Source organism: Rhodococcus sp. Z13_19A, assembly GCF_058133575.1.
In genome coordinates this window covers 549754-565026 of record NZ_JBYUNN010000003.1, presented here as the reverse complement: position 1 = coordinate 565026, position 15273 = coordinate 549754, and the positions used below count along the sequence as shown (strand labels likewise).

At 71.7% G+C, this 15273-nt stretch carries 16 protein-coding genes; 4 read left to right on the top strand and 12 right to left on the bottom strand.

From position 1 onward, the window contains the following. Positions 1 to 3 precede the first annotated feature (3 nt). Genes AC3YNX_RS13790 through AC3YNX_RS13780 form a run of 3 tightly spaced genes read right to left on the bottom strand, consistent with a single transcriptional unit; the run spans position 4 to position 2368 of the window. The gene (locus AC3YNX_RS13790) at positions 4 to 867 is read right to left on the bottom strand and encodes a TIGR03619 family F420-dependent LLM class oxidoreductase (protein ID WP_489983300.1); all 864 of its coding nucleotides are present in this window, start codon (positions 865 to 867) and stop codon (positions 4 to 6) included. Beyond that, positions 867 to 1193 (bottom strand): ferredoxin, encoded by a 327-nt coding sequence (locus AC3YNX_RS13785; RefSeq protein ID WP_127782817.1) that lies wholly within the window; start codon positions 1191 to 1193, stop codon positions 867 to 869. The genes AC3YNX_RS13790 and AC3YNX_RS13785 overlap by 1 nt, the downstream gene beginning before the upstream one ends. After that, positions 1193 to 2368, bottom strand: coding sequence for a 3-ketosteroid-9-alpha-monooxygenase, oxygenase component (locus tag AC3YNX_RS13780; RefSeq protein WP_489995813.1), 1176 nt, complete (start codon positions 2366 to 2368; stop codon positions 1193 to 1195). The genes AC3YNX_RS13785 and AC3YNX_RS13780 overlap by 1 nt, the downstream gene beginning before the upstream one ends. Before the next feature lie 222 nt (positions 2369 to 2590). Here AC3YNX_RS13780 and AC3YNX_RS13775 point away from each other — a divergent pair, with 222 nt between their 5' ends. Next, positions 2591 to 4252 carry an FAD-binding protein gene (locus AC3YNX_RS13775; RefSeq protein ID WP_489995812.1) on the top strand — a complete coding sequence of 554 codons (1662 nt, stop codon included), beginning with the start codon at positions 2591 to 2593 and terminating at the stop codon, positions 4250 to 4252. Between the two features lie 24 nt (positions 4253 to 4276). On the opposite strand, the gene AC3YNX_RS13770 is transcribed toward AC3YNX_RS13775, so the two are convergent. The 3 genes from AC3YNX_RS13770 to AC3YNX_RS13760 are packed head-to-tail and all read right to left on the bottom strand — an operon-like array spanning position 4277 to position 6862. Further along, positions 4277 to 5296 carry an NAD(P)/FAD-dependent oxidoreductase gene (locus AC3YNX_RS13770; RefSeq protein WP_489995811.1) on the bottom strand — a complete coding sequence of 340 codons (1020 nt, stop codon included), beginning with the start codon at positions 5294 to 5296 and terminating at the stop codon, positions 4277 to 4279. Further along, positions 5289 to 5807: an isoprenylcysteine carboxyl methyltransferase family protein gene (locus AC3YNX_RS13765; RefSeq protein WP_489995810.1), complete on the bottom strand. Its 519-nt coding sequence runs from the start codon at positions 5805 to 5807 to the stop codon at positions 5289 to 5291. Before AC3YNX_RS13765 ends, AC3YNX_RS13770 begins: the two co-directional genes overlap by 8 nt. Continuing rightward, entirely contained in the window at positions 5804 to 6862 is a 1059-nt protein-coding gene (locus tag AC3YNX_RS13760) for a type III polyketide synthase (RefSeq protein ID WP_489995809.1), read from the bottom strand. Before AC3YNX_RS13760 ends, AC3YNX_RS13765 begins: the two co-directional genes overlap by 4 nt. Positions 6863 to 7014: 152 nt before the next feature. Between AC3YNX_RS13760 and AC3YNX_RS13755 the strand changes: the two genes are divergently transcribed. After that, positions 7015 to 7581, top strand: a complete 567-nt coding sequence (locus AC3YNX_RS13755; RefSeq protein ID WP_489995808.1) for an SRPBCC family protein — start codon at positions 7015 to 7017, stop codon at positions 7579 to 7581. Positions 7582 to 7603: 22 nt separating this feature from the next. Here AC3YNX_RS13755 and AC3YNX_RS13750 read toward each other — a convergent pair whose 3' ends face one another. The 3 genes from AC3YNX_RS13750 to AC3YNX_RS13740 are packed head-to-tail and all read right to left on the bottom strand — an operon-like array spanning position 7604 to position 9782. Beyond that, positions 7604 to 8338, bottom strand: a complete 735-nt coding sequence (locus AC3YNX_RS13750) for an MgtC/SapB family protein (protein WP_489995807.1) — start codon at positions 8336 to 8338, stop codon at positions 7604 to 7606. Between the two features lie 57 nt (positions 8339 to 8395). Continuing rightward, positions 8396 to 8839, bottom strand: coding sequence for a hypothetical protein (locus tag AC3YNX_RS13745; RefSeq protein ID WP_489995806.1), 444 nt, complete (start codon positions 8837 to 8839; stop codon positions 8396 to 8398). Positions 8840 to 8849: 10 nt separating this feature from the next. Then, complete coding sequence (locus tag AC3YNX_RS13740) at positions 8850 to 9782, bottom strand: sterol desaturase family protein (protein ID WP_489995805.1); 933 nt, start codon at positions 9780 to 9782, stop codon at positions 8850 to 8852. 166 nt (positions 9783 to 9948) lie between these two features. Between AC3YNX_RS13740 and AC3YNX_RS13735 the strand changes: the two genes are divergently transcribed. Further along, entirely contained in the window at positions 9949 to 10782 is an 834-nt protein-coding gene (locus AC3YNX_RS13735; protein WP_489995804.1) for a sulfurtransferase, read from the top strand. Here the strand turns inward: AC3YNX_RS13735 and AC3YNX_RS13730 are convergent. Continuing rightward, positions 10779 to 11405: a PaaI family thioesterase gene (locus AC3YNX_RS13730; RefSeq protein WP_489995803.1), complete on the bottom strand. Its 627-nt coding sequence runs from the start codon at positions 11403 to 11405 to the stop codon at positions 10779 to 10781. The two genes, AC3YNX_RS13735 and AC3YNX_RS13730, sit on opposite strands and share 4 nt — an antisense overlap. Positions 11406 to 11508: 103 nt before the next feature. Here AC3YNX_RS13730 and AC3YNX_RS13725 point away from each other — a divergent pair, with 103 nt between their 5' ends. Then, positions 11509 to 12285: a PIG-L family deacetylase gene (locus AC3YNX_RS13725; RefSeq protein WP_489983290.1), complete on the top strand. Its 777-nt coding sequence runs from the start codon at positions 11509 to 11511 to the stop codon at positions 12283 to 12285. A gap of 59 nt (positions 12286 to 12344) precedes the next feature. Here the strand turns inward: AC3YNX_RS13725 and AC3YNX_RS13720 are convergent, their stop codons facing one another. After that, positions 12345 to 13841, bottom strand: coding sequence for an MDR family MFS transporter (locus AC3YNX_RS13720; protein ID WP_489995802.1), 1497 nt, complete (start codon positions 13839 to 13841; stop codon positions 12345 to 12347). 111 nt (positions 13842 to 13952) lie between these two features. Next, positions 13953 to 15239 carry an enterochelin esterase gene (gene fes, locus AC3YNX_RS13715; protein WP_489995801.1) on the bottom strand — a complete coding sequence of 429 codons (1287 nt, stop codon included), beginning with the start codon at positions 15237 to 15239 and terminating at the stop codon, positions 13953 to 13955. Positions 15240 to 15273: the final 34 nt, after the last annotated feature.

Genomic DNA, 15273 nt, shown 5'->3' with positions numbered 1-15273 from the left:
TGCTCAGCCGGGGAGGCCGGCGAGCTCGGCGAAGGCCGCGAGCTGCTCCAGGTAGTGCTCCAGCGACTCGTGGCGCAGCGTCAGGTTCACCAGCGTGCCGCCCGCCTTCTCCGCCGTCTCCAGCATCTCGCCGACCGAGTCGGGCGCGCCGATGGCGTCGATGCGCCCACCGGGGGTGAAGACCACGTCGAACCCGGCCGGCGGGTCCACCTCGTCGAGCATCTGGCGCATCAGCTCCGGGGAGGGACCACGGAACGCCTGCGGCGCGGGCGACCACCCGTCAGCCAGCGTCACGGCACGCCGCAGCGCCCGCTTGCTGTGCCCACCGATCCACATGGGCAGCTTCTCCTGCGCCGCGTGCGGGTCGATCACCAGGTTCTCGAAGGAGTAGTACGGACCGTCGTAGGACACCACCCGCTTGCCCAGCGCCGCGCGCAGCGCCCGCAGCGCGTCGTCGGCCCGGGGACCGCGGTCGGCGAAGGGCTTGCCGAGCAGGTCGAACTCTTCCTCGAGGTTGCCCACCCCGAGGCCCAGCACCAGCCGGCCACCGCTGAGGTGGTCCAGCGTGCCGTAGCGCTTGGCCAGCTCCAGCGGGTGGTAGAAGGGCAGCACCAGCACGTACGGCAGGAACCGGATGCGGCTGGTCTGGCCGGCCAGGAACGCGAACGTCGCCAGCGGGTCGTAGAACCGCTCGCCACGGGGCAGGCCCGGGGGCACTGCCACGTGGTCGCCGCAGGTCATGAAGTCGTAGCCGAGCTGGTCGGCGGCCTGGGCCACCCGCACCAGCTCGGCCGGACCGGCCTCGCTCTCCCACGCCGGGCGGTTGCCCGAGAGCGCCACGATGGGAGAGCCGAGACCGACCCGCATCAGTGCGCGGCCTGGTCGTGACCGGCGAAGGCTGCCTCCGGGTTGACCGGAAGTGGCTCGTGGGAGACCACCTCCAGCGTCCCGGCCACTGCGGCCTCCCGGATGCTCTGCCGCAGCTCCTGGCAGCCGGAGAAGGTGCCACCGTTGGGGCCGGGACGCGGGGAGGCCGCCCGACGCTCCAGGCAGGCCTCCACCGCGTCGTCGTGCCACTGGATGGTCGTCTGGTCCCAGCTGCTCTTGCGTGCCGTGACCGATGCGGTGCACGCCCGGCAGCGCACCTGCTGCATCGGCGTGTCCTCGAGACGGTTGTCGGGCCGAACGCTCATCAGACCGGCTGGCTCTCGGCGGTCTCGCGATCGGCGGCGTCCCGGGTGGCGATGTTCTGGGCGACCTCGGCACGCCACGCCTGGTTCGGCTGCGTGGTGTCGATCTCGAACTCGAACCGGTCCGTCATGTCCGGCGTCACGTCGGCGACGTCGACGTAGAACTGCTCGTACCAGCGACGCAGCTGGTAGACCGGGCCGTCCTCCTCGGTGAGCAGCGGGTTGTCGATGCGGGCCTTGTGCTTCCAGATGTGCACGTCCTGCTCGAAGCCGAGCCGGATGAAGTCACCCATCTTGCGGGCCATCGCCTCGGCGGCCGCGTCGTCCAGGCCCGGCAGCTTCTTGACGATGACGCCGTACTGCAGCACGAAGGAGTTGGCGTCGATCGGGTAGTGGCAGTTGATGAGCACGCTGGGGACGTCCTCAGCGTTCTGGTAGTGGTACACGAGGTCGTCGATCATGAACGACGGTCCGTGGTACGAGGCGACCGATGAGTTGCCCGTGCTGATCGGCGCGTTGGGGTCGGCCGCGGCGGCGCGCTGGATGTCGTCGCGGCCCTCACCGTTCATCCACTGGGTGGCGGTGTGCCCCTCGAAGACGTTCTTGAAGTACGTCGGGAAGGAGTAGTGGATGTAGAAGAAGTGCGCCATGTCCACGACGTTGTCGATGATCTCGCGGCAGTTGGAGCCCTCGATCTTGGTGGTGTACCAGACCCAGTCGGTGTACTCCGGGTCGTCGTAGGAGGCGATGCGCGGGATGGTCACGTCCGCCGGCGGGGGGTTGCCCTCGGGGTCGTTCCAGACGAAGAGCATGCCGTCCTGCAGCAGCGTGGGCCACGCGGCGGTGCGGGCGCGCAGCGGGACGCGCTTGGCGTAGGGCACGGCCTTGCACTTGCCGTCGCCGCCCCAGCGCCAGTCGTGGAACGGGCAGGCGATGGTGTTGCCCTTGACCTCACCCTGGGAGAGGTCGCCACCCATGTGACGGCAGTAGGCGTCGAGCACGCTGATCTTGCCGTCCTCGCCGGCGAAGACCACCAGCTTCTGGCCGAAGGCCTCGATGGAGTGCGGCTTGCCGTCGGCGAAGTCGCGCTGCAGGCCCAGGCAGTGCCAGCCACGGGCGTAGCGGTCCGGCACGCCGTCGTTCTCGATCTGGCGGACCTCGTCCTCGATAATGCTCATGTTCGGGTCTCCATTCCTGACGTACCAGGGTCTGCGCCGCGAGGCAGTACGCCCGCGAGCCTGCTTGCAGTGTCATGGATCACCAGGGTTTAGGCGAGACGAGTCCCGCTGATCGGGAGAAAACCGGACAGCTGTCTCGCCCAACGGGACCGCGCTCGGGAGCGGTGGTGGGCTGGCCTAGCGTTCGCACCGTTGACCGACGATGTGAGGCGAGGCGCGGGAATGACTGTGGATAGCACCAGCTGGGACGAGACCTTCGACTTCGTGGTCGTGGGTTCCGGGGGTGGCGGCATGACTGCGGCCCTCACCGCCAAGGACGCGGGCATGTCCACCGTGGTGATCGAGAAGGGCTCCAAGTACGGCGGCTCCACCGCCATCTCCGGCGGCGGGATCTGGATCCCCAACAACCCCACGCTGCGCAAGAAGGGCCACGACGACAGCACCGGCTCCATCCGTCGCTACCTCGACCTGCTCACCGAGGGGCGCGTCCCCGGCGCCCGCCTGGACGCCTACATCGAGCACGGCCCCAAGGCGATGGAGCTGCTCGAGCAGAGCAAGTGGATGAAGTTCTTCTGGACCAAGGGCTACTCCGACTACCACCCCGAGCTGGAGGGCGGCAAGGCCGACGGCCGCTCCATCGAGGCCAAGCCGTTCGACACCCGCAAGCTGCGCGAGGACGAGAAGTACCAGCGCCCCAACAGCATGAAGGGCCCGCTGGGCCTGTGGGTGACGGCCAAGGACTACCACGACCTGGCCATGGTGAAGCGCACGTGGGCCGGCCGTCGAGCATCCATGGTCGCCGCCTGGCGGGTGTCGTCCAACATGGTGCTGCGTCGCCACATGGCCACCGGCGGCCGCGCCCTGGTCGCGCGGATGCGGATGGCCCTCAAGGACGCCGGCGTCCCGGTGTGGCTGAAGACCCCGATGACCGAGCTGGTGGTCGAGGGTGGCCGCGTGGTGGGCGTGGTGGTCCAGCGCGACGGCACGTCGGTGCGGGTGGGTGCCCGCCGCGGTGTCCTGCTGGCCACCGGTGGCTTCGACCACAACACCGAGATGCGGGAGAAGTACCTGCCCGAGGGCGGCAAGGAGAACCACAGCCTCGGCGCCCGTGAGCTCAAGGGCGACGGCATCAACGTCGGCACCCAGCTCGGCGCGGCCGTGGACCTCATGGACGACGCCTGGTGGATGCCCTCGGTGGAGCACCCCTCCGGTGCCACCATCCCGCTGGTGTCCGAGCGGGCCATCCCCGGCCAGGTCATCGTGGCCGCCGACGGCAAGCGCTTCACCAACGAGGCCGCGCCGTACGTGAACTTCGTGCACGACCAGCTGGAGGGCAAGCACCTGCCGGCGTACTTCGTGATGGACGCCAAGGCCCGCGCGCGCTACCCGTTCGCGCAGATCCTGCCCGGCATGCCCTTCCCGGACGACTTCTACTCCGCCGGCATCGTGCACAAGGCCGACACCCTCGCCGAGCTGGCCGAGCAGGTCGGGCTGCCGGCCGAGGCGCTGACCCAGACGGTGAGCCGCTTCAACGACTTCGCCCGCAGCGGCAAGGACCTCGACTTCAACCGGGGCGACAGCGCCTACGACCGCTACTACGGCGACCCGACGCTGAAGAACCCCAACCTCGACACCATCGAGAAGGCACCGTTCTACGCGATCCGCGTGGAGGTGGGCGACCTGGGCACCAAGGGTGGTCTGGTCACCGACGAGCGGGCCCGGGTGCTGCGCGAGGACGAGACGGTCATCGACGGGCTCTACGCCACCGGCAACACCACCGCCTCGGTGATGGGCAACGAGTACGCCGGCCCGGGCGCCACCATCGGCCCCTCCATCGCCTTCGGCTACATCGCGGCCAAGGACGCGGCGGGCGTGGCGCTCTGACGCTCCCTCAGCTCTGACGCTCGATCAGTAAGCCAGCCGGGACACCCCGGCAGCGAACAACCCCGGTGCTCGCGCGGCCAGTGGAACCACACGCCGTGCGAGCACCGGTCTGTCTCGGGCCCAGAGCAGGCCGCTGGTGATCAGCCGCGAGCGGCGCGACACCCGGGCCCAGGCGCGCTCGTAGTCCTGCGGCCGGCCCGCCCGCACGCAGCGCACCAGCTCGGCGGCCGCCCCGAGCGCCACGGCCAGGCCCTCCCCGGTGAGCGCGTCCACGTAGCCGGCGGCGTCGCCCACCAGCAGCACCCGGCCGGCCACCCGCCGGCGCACCGGTTGGCGCAAAGGCCCCGCACCGCGCACCGGCGACACCGGGGTGGCCCCGGCCAGCTGCTCGGCCAGCAGCGGGAACTCCCGCAGCTGCTCGGCGAAGCCGGTCCGGGTGGCGGAGAGCACCGCCACGCCGAGGGTGTCCGGCGCCACGGGCGTCACGTAGGCCTCGGAGTGCTCGCCCCAGGTCACCTCCACGTGGTCGGTGGTGGGGGCCAGCGCGTAGTGGCGGCGCTGGCCCCACCGAGGTGCCGCGGTGGTCGGCGCCTGCAGCCCCAAGGCGCGGCGCAGGGGGGAGTGCAGCCCATCGGCGGCCACCAGGTACCGCGCGCACAGCCCTGCCGCCTCCACCCGGTCGTCGTGCTGCACGGGGGCGTGCACGGTGCGGTCCAGGACGGACACGCCCTGCTGCTGCACAGCCTCGCGCAGCGCTCGGTGGAGCTCGGTGCGCCGCACCCCGCGTCCGGGCCCGGCGGTGAACGCGGCGTGGGCGGCCAGGCTGCCCTGGCGGTAGGTGATGCCGCGGATGGCGTGGCCCGGCGGATCGACGCCGAGGGCCTGCAGCGCGTGCAGCGCCACCGGCATCAGCCCCTCGCCGCACGCCTTGTCCAGGGTCCCTCCGCGCCGCTCGCACACCACCACGTCCAGCCCGGCACGGGCTGCGCCGAGGGCCACCGCCAGCCCGGCGGGCCCGCCGCCGGCGACGAGCAGGTCATGCATCCAGCGCCGCCAGTGCGTGGTTCTCGCTGCGGATGCGCACGGTGAGCAGCGCCGCGTTGAGCACCGTGAACACCACCGCGGTGACCCAGGCGGTGTGCACCAGCGGCAGCGCGACCCCCTCCACCACCACCGCGACGTAGTTGGGGTGGGGGATCAGCCGGTAGGGGCCGTGGGTGATCCGCGGCAGGTCCGGCACCACCACCACCCGGGTGTTCCACTGTGGACCCAGCGTGGTGATGCACCACCACCGCAGGCCCTGCGCGGCGACCACCAGCGCCAGCATGGGCCAGCCGAGGCCGGGGATGAACGGCCGGTCGGCGAGCCACACCTCCAGCAAGCAGCCCACCAGCAGCCCGGTGTGCAGCACCACCATGGCGGGGTAGTGGCCGGCCCCGCTCTCCCGCCCGCCGCGCTCGCGGCTCCAGGCCAGGTTGCGCCGGGCGATCACCAGCTCGGCGAGCCGCTCCACGCCGACCAGTGCCACCAGGACGGTGAACCAGACCTGGCTCACCACTGCAGCAGCACCAGCTCGGCGGCGAAGCCCGGGCCCATCGCCATCAGCACCCCGCGGTCACCGGGTCCTGCGGGGCGCTGCTGCAGGGTGTCGCGCAGCACGTGCAGCACCGAGGCCGAGGACATGTTGCCCACGGTGCTCAGCGAGTGCCAGGTCAGGGCCAGCGCGTCGTCGCCCAGGCCCAGCGCGGTCTGCACCGCCCGCAGCACCTTGGGCCCGCCAGGGTGGCTGATCCAGCGCGTCACGTCCTCGACCTTCAGCTCGTGCGCGGCGAGCAGGCCCCGCACGTCCTCGCCCAGGTAGGTGTCCACCAGCTCGGGCACCTCCGCACCCAGCACGATGGCCAGCCCGGTGGTGCCCACGTCCCAGCCCATGGCCGCGGCGGTGTTGGGGTAGAGGTGGCTGCGGGAGTCGACCACCTGCGGACCCTGGTGAGCGGTGGCGCGCTCGGCGCCCACGGCGACCACCGCGGCCGCGCCGTCGCCGAAGAGCCCGGAGGCCACCATGTTGGCCACGCTGGTGTCCCCGCGCTGCAGGGTGAGCGAGCACAGCTCCACCGACACCAGCACGGCCACCTCGTCCGGGGCGCCGCGGAGGTAGTCGTGCAGTCGGGCCACTCCGGACGCCCCCGCCATGCAGCCCAGGCCCATCAGCGGGACCCGCTTGACGTCCGGGCGCAGCCCGACCATGGCGGCGATGCGCGCGTCCAGCGAGGGCACGGCGATGCCGGTGACCGTGGTGGACATGATCAGGTCGACGTCCTCGGGGGTGAGCCCGGAGTCGGCGAGGGCGCCGAGCAGGGCCTGCGCGCCGAGGTCCACGGCCTCCTGGAGGAAGACGTTGTTGGCCGCGGTGAAGCCGTCCAGGCCGGCGTAGCGCTCGAGGGGCAGGACGAGGTGCCGGGTGGAGACGTGGGCGCTCTCGTGGAACCGGTTGAGCAGCAACCGGGACCGGTCGTCCGGCAGGCACAGCTGCGCAAACGTCTCGGTGATCTGCTCCTGCGGGTAGCAGTGCGGGGGCAGGACGCCGTGCGCTGCGGTGAGCGTGGTCACCCTGAAAACGGTACGACTGGTTCGGCGGATCGGCTCGTTCGTGCCAGAGCGTTCGTGGCGACAGCCATTTGATCACTGGTCGATCACGAAGGACTGCCCTCCGGCACGTCGCGCCCTGCTCCGTGTCTGGTCAACCGCTTAGATGACCAGTCATGAGGGGGAAAACCAAGGGGCGCTTCAGGAAACCGCAACCGCAGGGGACCGCCGACCGCATCTCGGTCGGCACGCTGCCCGCCCGCACCGTGCGCATCAGCGAGGCCGTGCTGCTGCGGCACCCGCCAGAGCAGGTCTGGGAGCTGATTTTTCCGGCCGAGCACGCCCCGGTGCTGTCCCCGAACATCGTGCGCGGCTTCGCCGTGCCCGGGACACCCACGGTGGGGGTCGGTCACCAGCAGTGCTTCACCGACGTGGCCGGCAACACCAGCATCCTGGAGGTGATCGAGCACGAGGCGGGCCGGCGGGCCGTCACCCGCACCATCTCACCGCGGCCGGCGGTGCCGCACCGAATGGTGCACCTGGTGGACCCGGCCCCCAACGGCACCGTGCTCAGCCTGGGCATCGAGATCGACGTCCCTGCCGGGCAGCATATCGACCCGGGCTTCGAGCCGCGGCAGCGTCGGGACCTGCGGGACTACCTCGATCGGGCCCAACGGGCGCTGGCCATGGACGAGACCACCAGGCCGACCAACCGCGGCAGGCACGCACGGCTCGACGACTAGCACGCCGCCAGCGCACCCAGGGTCACTCGGACTCCTCGTCGACCACGGTCACCGAGGTGACTCCGTCCACCCCGGCCAGCACCCGGGAGGCGTCCCCGACCCTGGCTCCGGCCAGGATCATCATCACGCCCACCTGGCCGGGCTCGTGCAGGGCCAGCGACTCGCTGACGTCGCGGCGCCCCGGCGTGTCCGCGGTCATGGCGTTCACCGTCCACCCGTGCACGCCGCAGGTGCTCAGCAGGCGCCGCAGCACACCCTCGCCGTCGCGGTAGGTGATGTGCAGCTGGACGGCCTGGTGCAGGTGGGGGATCCGGGCGATCACCGGTGCGAAGCCCAGCACGATCACGAAGTGCAGCGCGGTCACGACGACGGCCAGCAGCACCAGTCCGGCACCGGCCGCCATCCCGATGGCGGCGGTCTCCCAGACGGCCGCCGCGGTGGTCAGCCCGCGCACCGCACCTTGCCGGGTGATGATCAGCCCGGCGCCGAGGAACCCGATGCCGGACACGATCTGGGAGGCGACCCGGGTGGGGTCGACGCTGACGCCCTCGGCCACGACGTCGGTGAACCCGTACTTGCCGACCAGCAGGATCAGCGCCGAGGACGTGCCGACGATGGCCTGGGTGCGCAGCCCCGCGCTCTTGCCGCGCACCTCGCGCTCCAGGCCGATCAGTGCGGACAGGACGAACGCGATGCCCAGCTCGACGAGCTGCACCCAGCCCTGTCCGGGGCCGGTCAGCAGGTCGGACGGGTGCATGTCCGCCATGGTCCACCGCTGCGGGCGACCTGGCTGGACCGTTGCCCGGCGGGTGCCCTAGAGGGTGCGCAGCACCAGCAGGAACTGCCCTCCACCGGTGTCCACCTGGGTGGTGACCGAGAGGTCGGGCGCGAAGCGGGAGAGTCGGTCCAGCAGCCACTCGGCGGCCTGGTCGGCGTCCTCCCGGCTGGGACACCGGGCGACCACCTCGCGGCCACCCTTGCGGCTGAGCCGCTCCACCGTGGGCGCGATGGGGGCGGGGTCGACGACGAACAGCTCCGGCGACCACGCGACCACGGGCTTGACGGCGCCCTTGCGGGTGTTGCACGCGCGGTGCGCCAGGCGTTCCACGCCGACGCTGGACTTCTTGCCCTTCTTCACCGCGCCGCCATCGACGCTCGGGCCCAGGTCGGTGTTCACGGACGCCTCCGGGTCCACCGGCTCGTCGCAGAGCCAGCAGCGCCAGCCGTCGCGGTCGCCGACCTCGGCAAGGGTGCTCATCCGGCAGAGGCTACGGGTGGGCTCCACCGGCACCGGCGGTGGCCGCCGCGACGGCGACGGTCGGGGTGGCCGGGCCACGCTCGGAGGGCGTCCAGCCCGGCGGGCCGAACACGTAGCCCATCCGCTCCCGCCACGTGCTCGCCGCGCGGACGTCCCGAGCCATCCGGGCGTACTCGCCGTACTGCAGGCGCAGCAGGTTGTAGGTCCCCACCGGCTTGGTCAGGCCGTACCGCGGCCGCCGGCCCTCGCGGACGAACGTGCCGAACAGCCGGTCCCAGACGATGAGGATGCCGCCGTAGTTGGTGTCCAGGTACTCGGCGTCGCTGCCGTGGTGCACCCGGTGGTGCGAGGGCGTGTTGAACACCCACTCCACCGGCGCCGGCAGGCGCCCCACCGCCTCGGTGTGGGTGAAGAACTGGTAGACGAGGTTGAGCGAGAACCCCACGTACAGCGTCCACGGCGAGAAGCCCAGCAGCGGCAGCGGCAGCCAGAAGAAGAACTCGAACCAGGGGTTCCACTTCTGCCGCAGCGCGGTGCCCAGGTTCATGTACTCGCTGGAGTGGTGCGCCTGGTGGCCGGCCCACCCCAGCCGCACGCGGTGCGAGAAGCGGTGGTGCCAGTAGTAGGCCAGGTCGACGCCGAGGACGACGAGCACCCAGTACCACCAGGTGTTGGTCGGCAGGTGCCAGGGCGCCAGGTAGGAGTACACCGCCACGAAGGCGAAGAAGGTGACGATCTTGTACGCCGTCAGCACCACGATCGACCCCACGCCCATGGAGATGCTGGTGCGTGCGTCCCTGACGTCGTAGCCCGTGCGCGGCTGGTGCTCGTCGTCGTCCAGCCACCGCAGCGCGAGCAGCTCGATGACGATGCAGAGCGCGAAGAACGGAGCCGCGTACGTCAGCGGATTCTTCAACGGGTCCAACGACTCCCACAGATCCATGCGCGGATCGTAGATGTGACGCAGGGCGCACGCGCAGCAGCGTCCCTGGTGGGGGCATTGCGCACCGGGCGCCACCCAGGCGGCCTGGCGGCCACACGGGGGCGGTCGAATGTTCGCGGCTCCTCGGCGCGCGCTGGGTGCGTGCGGCGTGAGTAGCGTGGACGCCATGCCTGACAACCTGCGCCACGTGTCGGCCGAGTGGCTGCACGAGCACCTGCACGACAGCAACGTTCGCGTCATCGACGCCACCGTCTTCCTGCCCTCCGAGGCCAACGGGTGGCGGATGGAGTCCGGCCGCGCCGCCTACGAGCAGGCGCACGTGCCCGGCGCGGTGTTCGCCGACCTCATCCGCGACCTGTCCGACAGCGCCGGTGAGGCCCCCTTCGCCGCGGCGCCGTCGGAGCAGTTCGCCACCGTCATGGGCACGCTCGGGGTCTCCAACGAGTCCACGGTGGTGGCCTACGACCAGGCCAACGGCATCTGGGCCACCCGGATGTGGTGGCAGCTCGCCCTGGAGGGCTTCGACAACGCGGTCATCCTCGACGGCGGTCTGCAGGCCTGGCAGCGCGCCGGCTTCGACACCGCCACCGGGGTGGAGTCCTACCCGCCGGCGAGCTTCGTGGCGCACCGGCGTCCGGAGATGCTGCGCTCCACCGCCGACGTGGAGGCCGCGATCACCGACCCCGACGTGCTGCTGGTGAACGCCCTGGACGCGGAGACCTACGCCAAGGGTCACATCCCGGGCAGCGTCAACGTGCCGTTCGGTGACCTGGTGGACGCCCACGGGGAGCTCAAGTCGCGGCAGGAGCTGCGGGAGCTGTTCGCCGCGGCCGGGGCGCTGGACCCGGACAAGCAGCCGGTCACCTACTGCGGCGGCGGGATCGCCGCCACCGCGGCGGCGCTGGCCCTGGCCGAGGCCGGTCGCGACGACGTCGCGGTGTACGACGGGTCGATGAACGCCTGGACGGCCGACCCGCAGCGGCCGCTGCAGCAGGGCTAGACCGACCAGCTGGGCACGATGAACACGCCCTCGGCCTCCACCGTGACGCCCTCGGCGTCGGCGACGGTGGCGACGACGTAGACCTTGCGGCCCTCCTCGCGGTCGATGCGGCCCTCCAGGCGCAGCCCGCCGAGCGGGGTGGCGCGGCGGTAGCGCATGGTCAGCGTCCCGGTCATCGTGAGCCGGCGGAAGGCGCTGGCGGTCTCGCCCATCAGGTGGTCGAGCATGAGGGCGGTGACTCCACCGTGGACGTGGCCGGGTGGGCCCTCGGCCGCTGCGCCGAGCACCACGTCGCAGTGCACCAGGCCGTCGGGGTCGTGCACGATCGTCAGCGGTGGGGCGGCGGCGTTGCGCCTGCCGATCACCGCGTTGCCCCAGCTCCAGCTGCGGCCCTGCTCGTTGACGTGCACTCCGGCGGGCCCGTCGATCTGCGCTGCCCGCAGCCGGCGCACCAGGGTGGTGACCTCGGCGTGCACCGCCCTGGCCTCGTCCTCGTCCACCGTGGTGCGGATGGTGGCGTCGACCAGCTCGCGCACGGAGTCGGCCAGCGGCACGTAGAAGGACTCCAGGCGGTCGATCTCGCTGCTGGGCACGTCGCTCAGGACGAACTCGACCTCGCTCACGGCGGGTTCCTCTCGTGGTGGTGCACCGAAAAGTACCGCGGCAGTCAATGCCGGCGTCCCGCCCTCCGGGGGCGAGGGGAGGGCATGGGCGATACTCACGCGCATGAGTGTGCTGGTGTGCTTCCACGCCCATCCTGACGACGAGGTGTTCAACACCGGTGGTGTGATGCGCCTGGCTGCCGACGCCGGGCACCGGGTGGTGGTGGTGACGGCCACCGACGGCGCGCTCGGCGAGTTCCCGGAGGGCCTGCTCGCGCCGGGGGAACGCCTGGCCGACCGCCGCGAGAAGGAGGTCACCGAGTCGGTGCGCATCCTGGGTGCTGACCGCCTGGTGCTGCTCGGCTACGCCGACTCCGGCATGGCGGGCACCGAGGGCAACCACAACACGGAGGCGTTCTGCAACGCCGACGTGGAGCAGGCCGCCACCCGCCTGGCCGCCGTGCTGCGCGAGGAGGGCGCCGACGTGCTCACCGTGTACGACGCGCACGGCGGCTACGGCCACCCCGACCACGTCCAGGTGCACCGGGTGGGGGTGCGCGCCGCCGAGCTGGCCGGCACTGCGCACGTCTACGAGGCCACCACCGACCGCGACCACATGCGGCAGCTGCTGGCCATGGCCGGCGAGTGGTCGGAGGAGGGGGCGCCGCCGATCGACGTGGAGACCTTCGGCCTGCCCGCCTCGGAGATCACCACGACGGTGGACGTCAGCGCCGTGATGGCGGCCAAGCGCGCCGCGATGCACGCCTACCCCTCCCAGGTCGGCGACTTCGGCCCGTTCCTCGACATGCCCACCGAGCAGCTCACCGCCGCCTTCGGCAGGGAGTGGTTCCGCAAGCGCGACGCAGCCCCCGACCTCACCGAGACCGCGCTGGCGCTGTAGGCGCCGAACGGGGACGAGAGGTTGGGGGCTGCGGCTTGGGGGTTGCGTCCAGCGCCAGGTCAGCCGACCGGGGAGGCCTCGCGGTCGGCGTCCACCTGGTTGGTCTTGCCTGCGGTGGCCATCGCCAGCGGGTCCACCGGAGCCGCGGGGCGACGGACGAAGAACGATCCCACGATGGCCAGCAGCGAGATGACCGCGCCGCAGACCAGCGCACCGTGGATGCCCTCGCTCAGGGAGGTCACCGGGTCGGTGCCGTCCTCGGCGCCGGCCACGGTGGTGCGCGTCATCACGGTGATGAACAGCGCGGTACCGGCGGCACCGGCCACCTGCTGCAGCGTGCTGACGATCGCGCTGCCGTGGGAGTACAGCCGCTGCGGCAGGGCGCCGAGCGCGGCGGTGAGCAGCGGCGAGAACATGAACGCCAGGCCGATGTTCAGCAGGATGTGCCACGCGATGACGGTGCCGATGCTGGTGTCCACGCCCAGCGTGGTCATGCCCCAGAGGGCGACGCTGGAGATGATGGCACCGGGAAGGACAAGCGGGCGCGGGCCGATCTTGTCGAACAGCGCGCCGACCACCAGGCCGAGGAAGCCCATCGCCAGGCCACCGGGCAGCAGCATCAGGCCGGTGGTGAGGGTGGACTGGTCGAGGACGTTCTGCAGGTAGATCGGCAGCAGGATCAAGGTGCCGAACAGCGCCATCATGCTGATGGCCACCAGCACGACGGCGACGGAGAAGTCCCGCGTCTGGAAGGCTCGAAGGTCCAGCAGCGCCTTGTCACCCAGGCGCAGCTCGCGCCAGACGAACAGCGCCAGCGCGACCACACCCACTGCCAGCGGGATCACCGGCGGCATGAGCGCGGCGCCCTCGGCGTCCTGGCCGATGCTGCTGAGCCCGAAGATCAGACCGCTGAAGGCGAACGCGGAGAAGACCACCGACACCACGTCCAGCGGCACGCGCTGCGGCTCGGTGACGTTGCGGACCCAGATCGCACCCAGCACGGTGGCGAGCACCGCGATGGGCACCACGAGCCAGAACATCCAGCGCCAGCTGAGCTGGTCCAGCACCACTCCACCGATGGTGGGGCCGACCGCGGGGGCGACGGCGATGACGATCGAGATGACGCCCATGGTGCGCCCACGGCGCTCCGCGGGGACCACGTTGAGCACGGTGGTGAACAGCAGGGGCAGCATGATCGCGGTGCCCACGGCCTGGATGATCCGGCCCAGCACCAGCACGCCGAACACCGGCGCGGAGGCCGCGACCAGGGTGCCGACCACGAAGCTGGACATCGCGATCACGAACACCGTGCGCAGCGACAGCCGGGTCAGCAGGTAGCCGGTGACGGGGATGACCACCGCCATGGTGAGCATGAAGCCGGTGGTCAGCCACTGCGCGGTCGAGGCGCCGACCTCGAACTCGACCATCAGGTCGGGCAGCGCCACGCTCATGATCGTCTCGTTGAGGATCACGACGAAGGCGGCGGCCACCAGGAGGGCGATCAACCGCCCAGTCCGAGGTGGAGCAGCAGAGGTGGTGGAGACAGGCGAAGTCAAAGGGGTGCCTTTCGGGGACAGAGGAGGGCCGTGGGGCGGCGTCAACCACGCCCAACAGGACACGAGCCTATGTTGTTCCCGGCGTGCCCGTCACGGTCGCTGGCCGGCGCGTCAGGATGCGAGCAGCGCCGCCAGCCCCGCACCCAGCTTCGCCCGCCACCACGCCCAGTCGTGTCCACCCGGCTGCGCCAGCACCTGGTGCCACTCCTGCCGCTCGGCGAGCAGGGCGGCCACCTCGCGGTTGCCGTCGGCCACCTGCTCCTCGTGCGTGCCGTGCTGCAGCACGGTCCGGGTGGGACGCGGCTCGGCGTGGCGCAGCCACTGGGAGATGGGCCGGGCGGCGGCGTTGCCGGGGCTCGGCCACCAGAAGGAGCCGGACTGGCTGAGCACTCGGGCGAAGCGGTCGGGGCGGTGCGTGCCGGCGAAGAACGCAGCCAGTCCGCCGTAGCTCTGCCCGACCGCGACCGTGCGCGCGGGATCTGTGGTCACCACCAGGCCGCGGCGGCGGGCCCAGTCCTTGACGACGCCGCCGAGCAGGTGGTCGCTCACCTCGTCGATGAAGTCGGGGTTGCAGGTGAGGTCGGCCGCCCGGCGCGGCAGGTCCACCGAGCTGACCAGCACGGCAACCAGCGGGGGCAGCACGCCCCGGGTGACGAGGTCGTCCAGCAGCGCCGGCAGGCCGAGCTCCGCCCACACCTGGCCGTCGAACACCACCACCACGGCCAGCTCACCGGCTCCGGCAGTGGTCGGCGAGGCGTACAGCCAGACCGGGTGCTCGAGCCCAGCCCCCGGCCGGGTCCAGGTGACCTGCTGCACCGTCCCCGGTTGCCCGGCGGTGGTGCTCGTCGCCGCCTCGACGTCCTCGGGGCGGTCGGCGGCCACCGAGCGCAGCTCCGGGTGCGGGTGCGTGCGCAGCGAGGGCAGCGGCGGCCGAGGGGTCAGCGGGTCGGGACAGGCCCTGCTGATCAGCTCCACCCACCAGGCCCGGGTCTCCGGCGTGTTGCGCGGGCCCGGTGCCCGGGGCACCTCGGGCAGCGGCATGAAGGTGTAGCTGCCGATCCAGCCGGGGTCGAGGCGGAAGCAGGCGGTCCAGACGTCGGTGCCGGGCACCCGGTCCATCACCCCGTGGCGCAGGTCGGTGCGGTCGGTGTAGCCGGCCAGGTCGGCGTAGACCACGGGCGCGGTGGACCGGTGCACCAGCACCAGCACCTCACCTGCGCCGGGCAGCTGCGCGCGCAGCGGGGTACCCAGGGCGGCGACCCGCTGCCACCAGGCGTCGGAGCCCACCGGCAGGTCAGTCCCGACGGCCGCGAGCTGCTGGGCGAAGGGCGCCTGCGCCAGCATGACCCGGCCGGGCGGGAGCACGTCCGTGGCCACGAGGCGCTCGAGGGGCTGCACCCCGTCAGGTTAGCCAACCCTCGCATCCACCCGG

Coding starts and splice junctions, on each gene's coding strand:
- AC3YNX_RS13790 (WP_489983300.1), bottom strand. CDS start 867: ATGCGGGTCGGTCTCGGCTCTCCCATCGTGGCGCTCTCGGGCAACCGC.
- AC3YNX_RS13785 (WP_127782817.1), bottom strand. CDS start 1,193: ATGAGCGTTCGGCCCGACAACCGTCTCGAGGACACGCCGATGCAGCAG.
- AC3YNX_RS13780 (WP_489995813.1), bottom strand. CDS start 2,368: ATGAGCATTATCGAGGACGAGGTCCGCCAGATCGAGAACGACGGCGTG.
- AC3YNX_RS13775 (WP_489995812.1), top strand. CDS start 2,591: ATGACTGTGGATAGCACCAGCTGGGACGAGACCTTCGACTTCGTGGTC.
- AC3YNX_RS13770 (WP_489995811.1), bottom strand. CDS start 5,296: ATGCATGACCTGCTCGTCGCCGGCGGCGGGCCCGCCGGGCTGGCGGTG.
- AC3YNX_RS13755 (WP_489995808.1), top strand. CDS start 7,015: ATGAGGGGGAAAACCAAGGGGCGCTTCAGGAAACCGCAACCGCAGGGG.
- AC3YNX_RS13750 (WP_489995807.1), bottom strand. CDS start 8,338: ATGCACCCGTCCGACCTGCTGACCGGCCCCGGACAGGGCTGGGTGCAG.
- AC3YNX_RS13745 (WP_489995806.1), bottom strand. CDS start 8,839: ATGAGCACCCTTGCCGAGGTCGGCGACCGCGACGGCTGGCGCTGCTGG.
- AC3YNX_RS13740 (WP_489995805.1), bottom strand. CDS start 9,782: ATGGATCTGTGGGAGTCGTTGGACCCGTTGAAGAATCCGCTGACGTAC.
- AC3YNX_RS13735 (WP_489995804.1), top strand. CDS start 9,949: ATGCCTGACAACCTGCGCCACGTGTCGGCCGAGTGGCTGCACGAGCAC.
- AC3YNX_RS13725 (WP_489983290.1), top strand. CDS start 11,509: ATGAGTGTGCTGGTGTGCTTCCACGCCCATCCTGACGACGAGGTGTTC.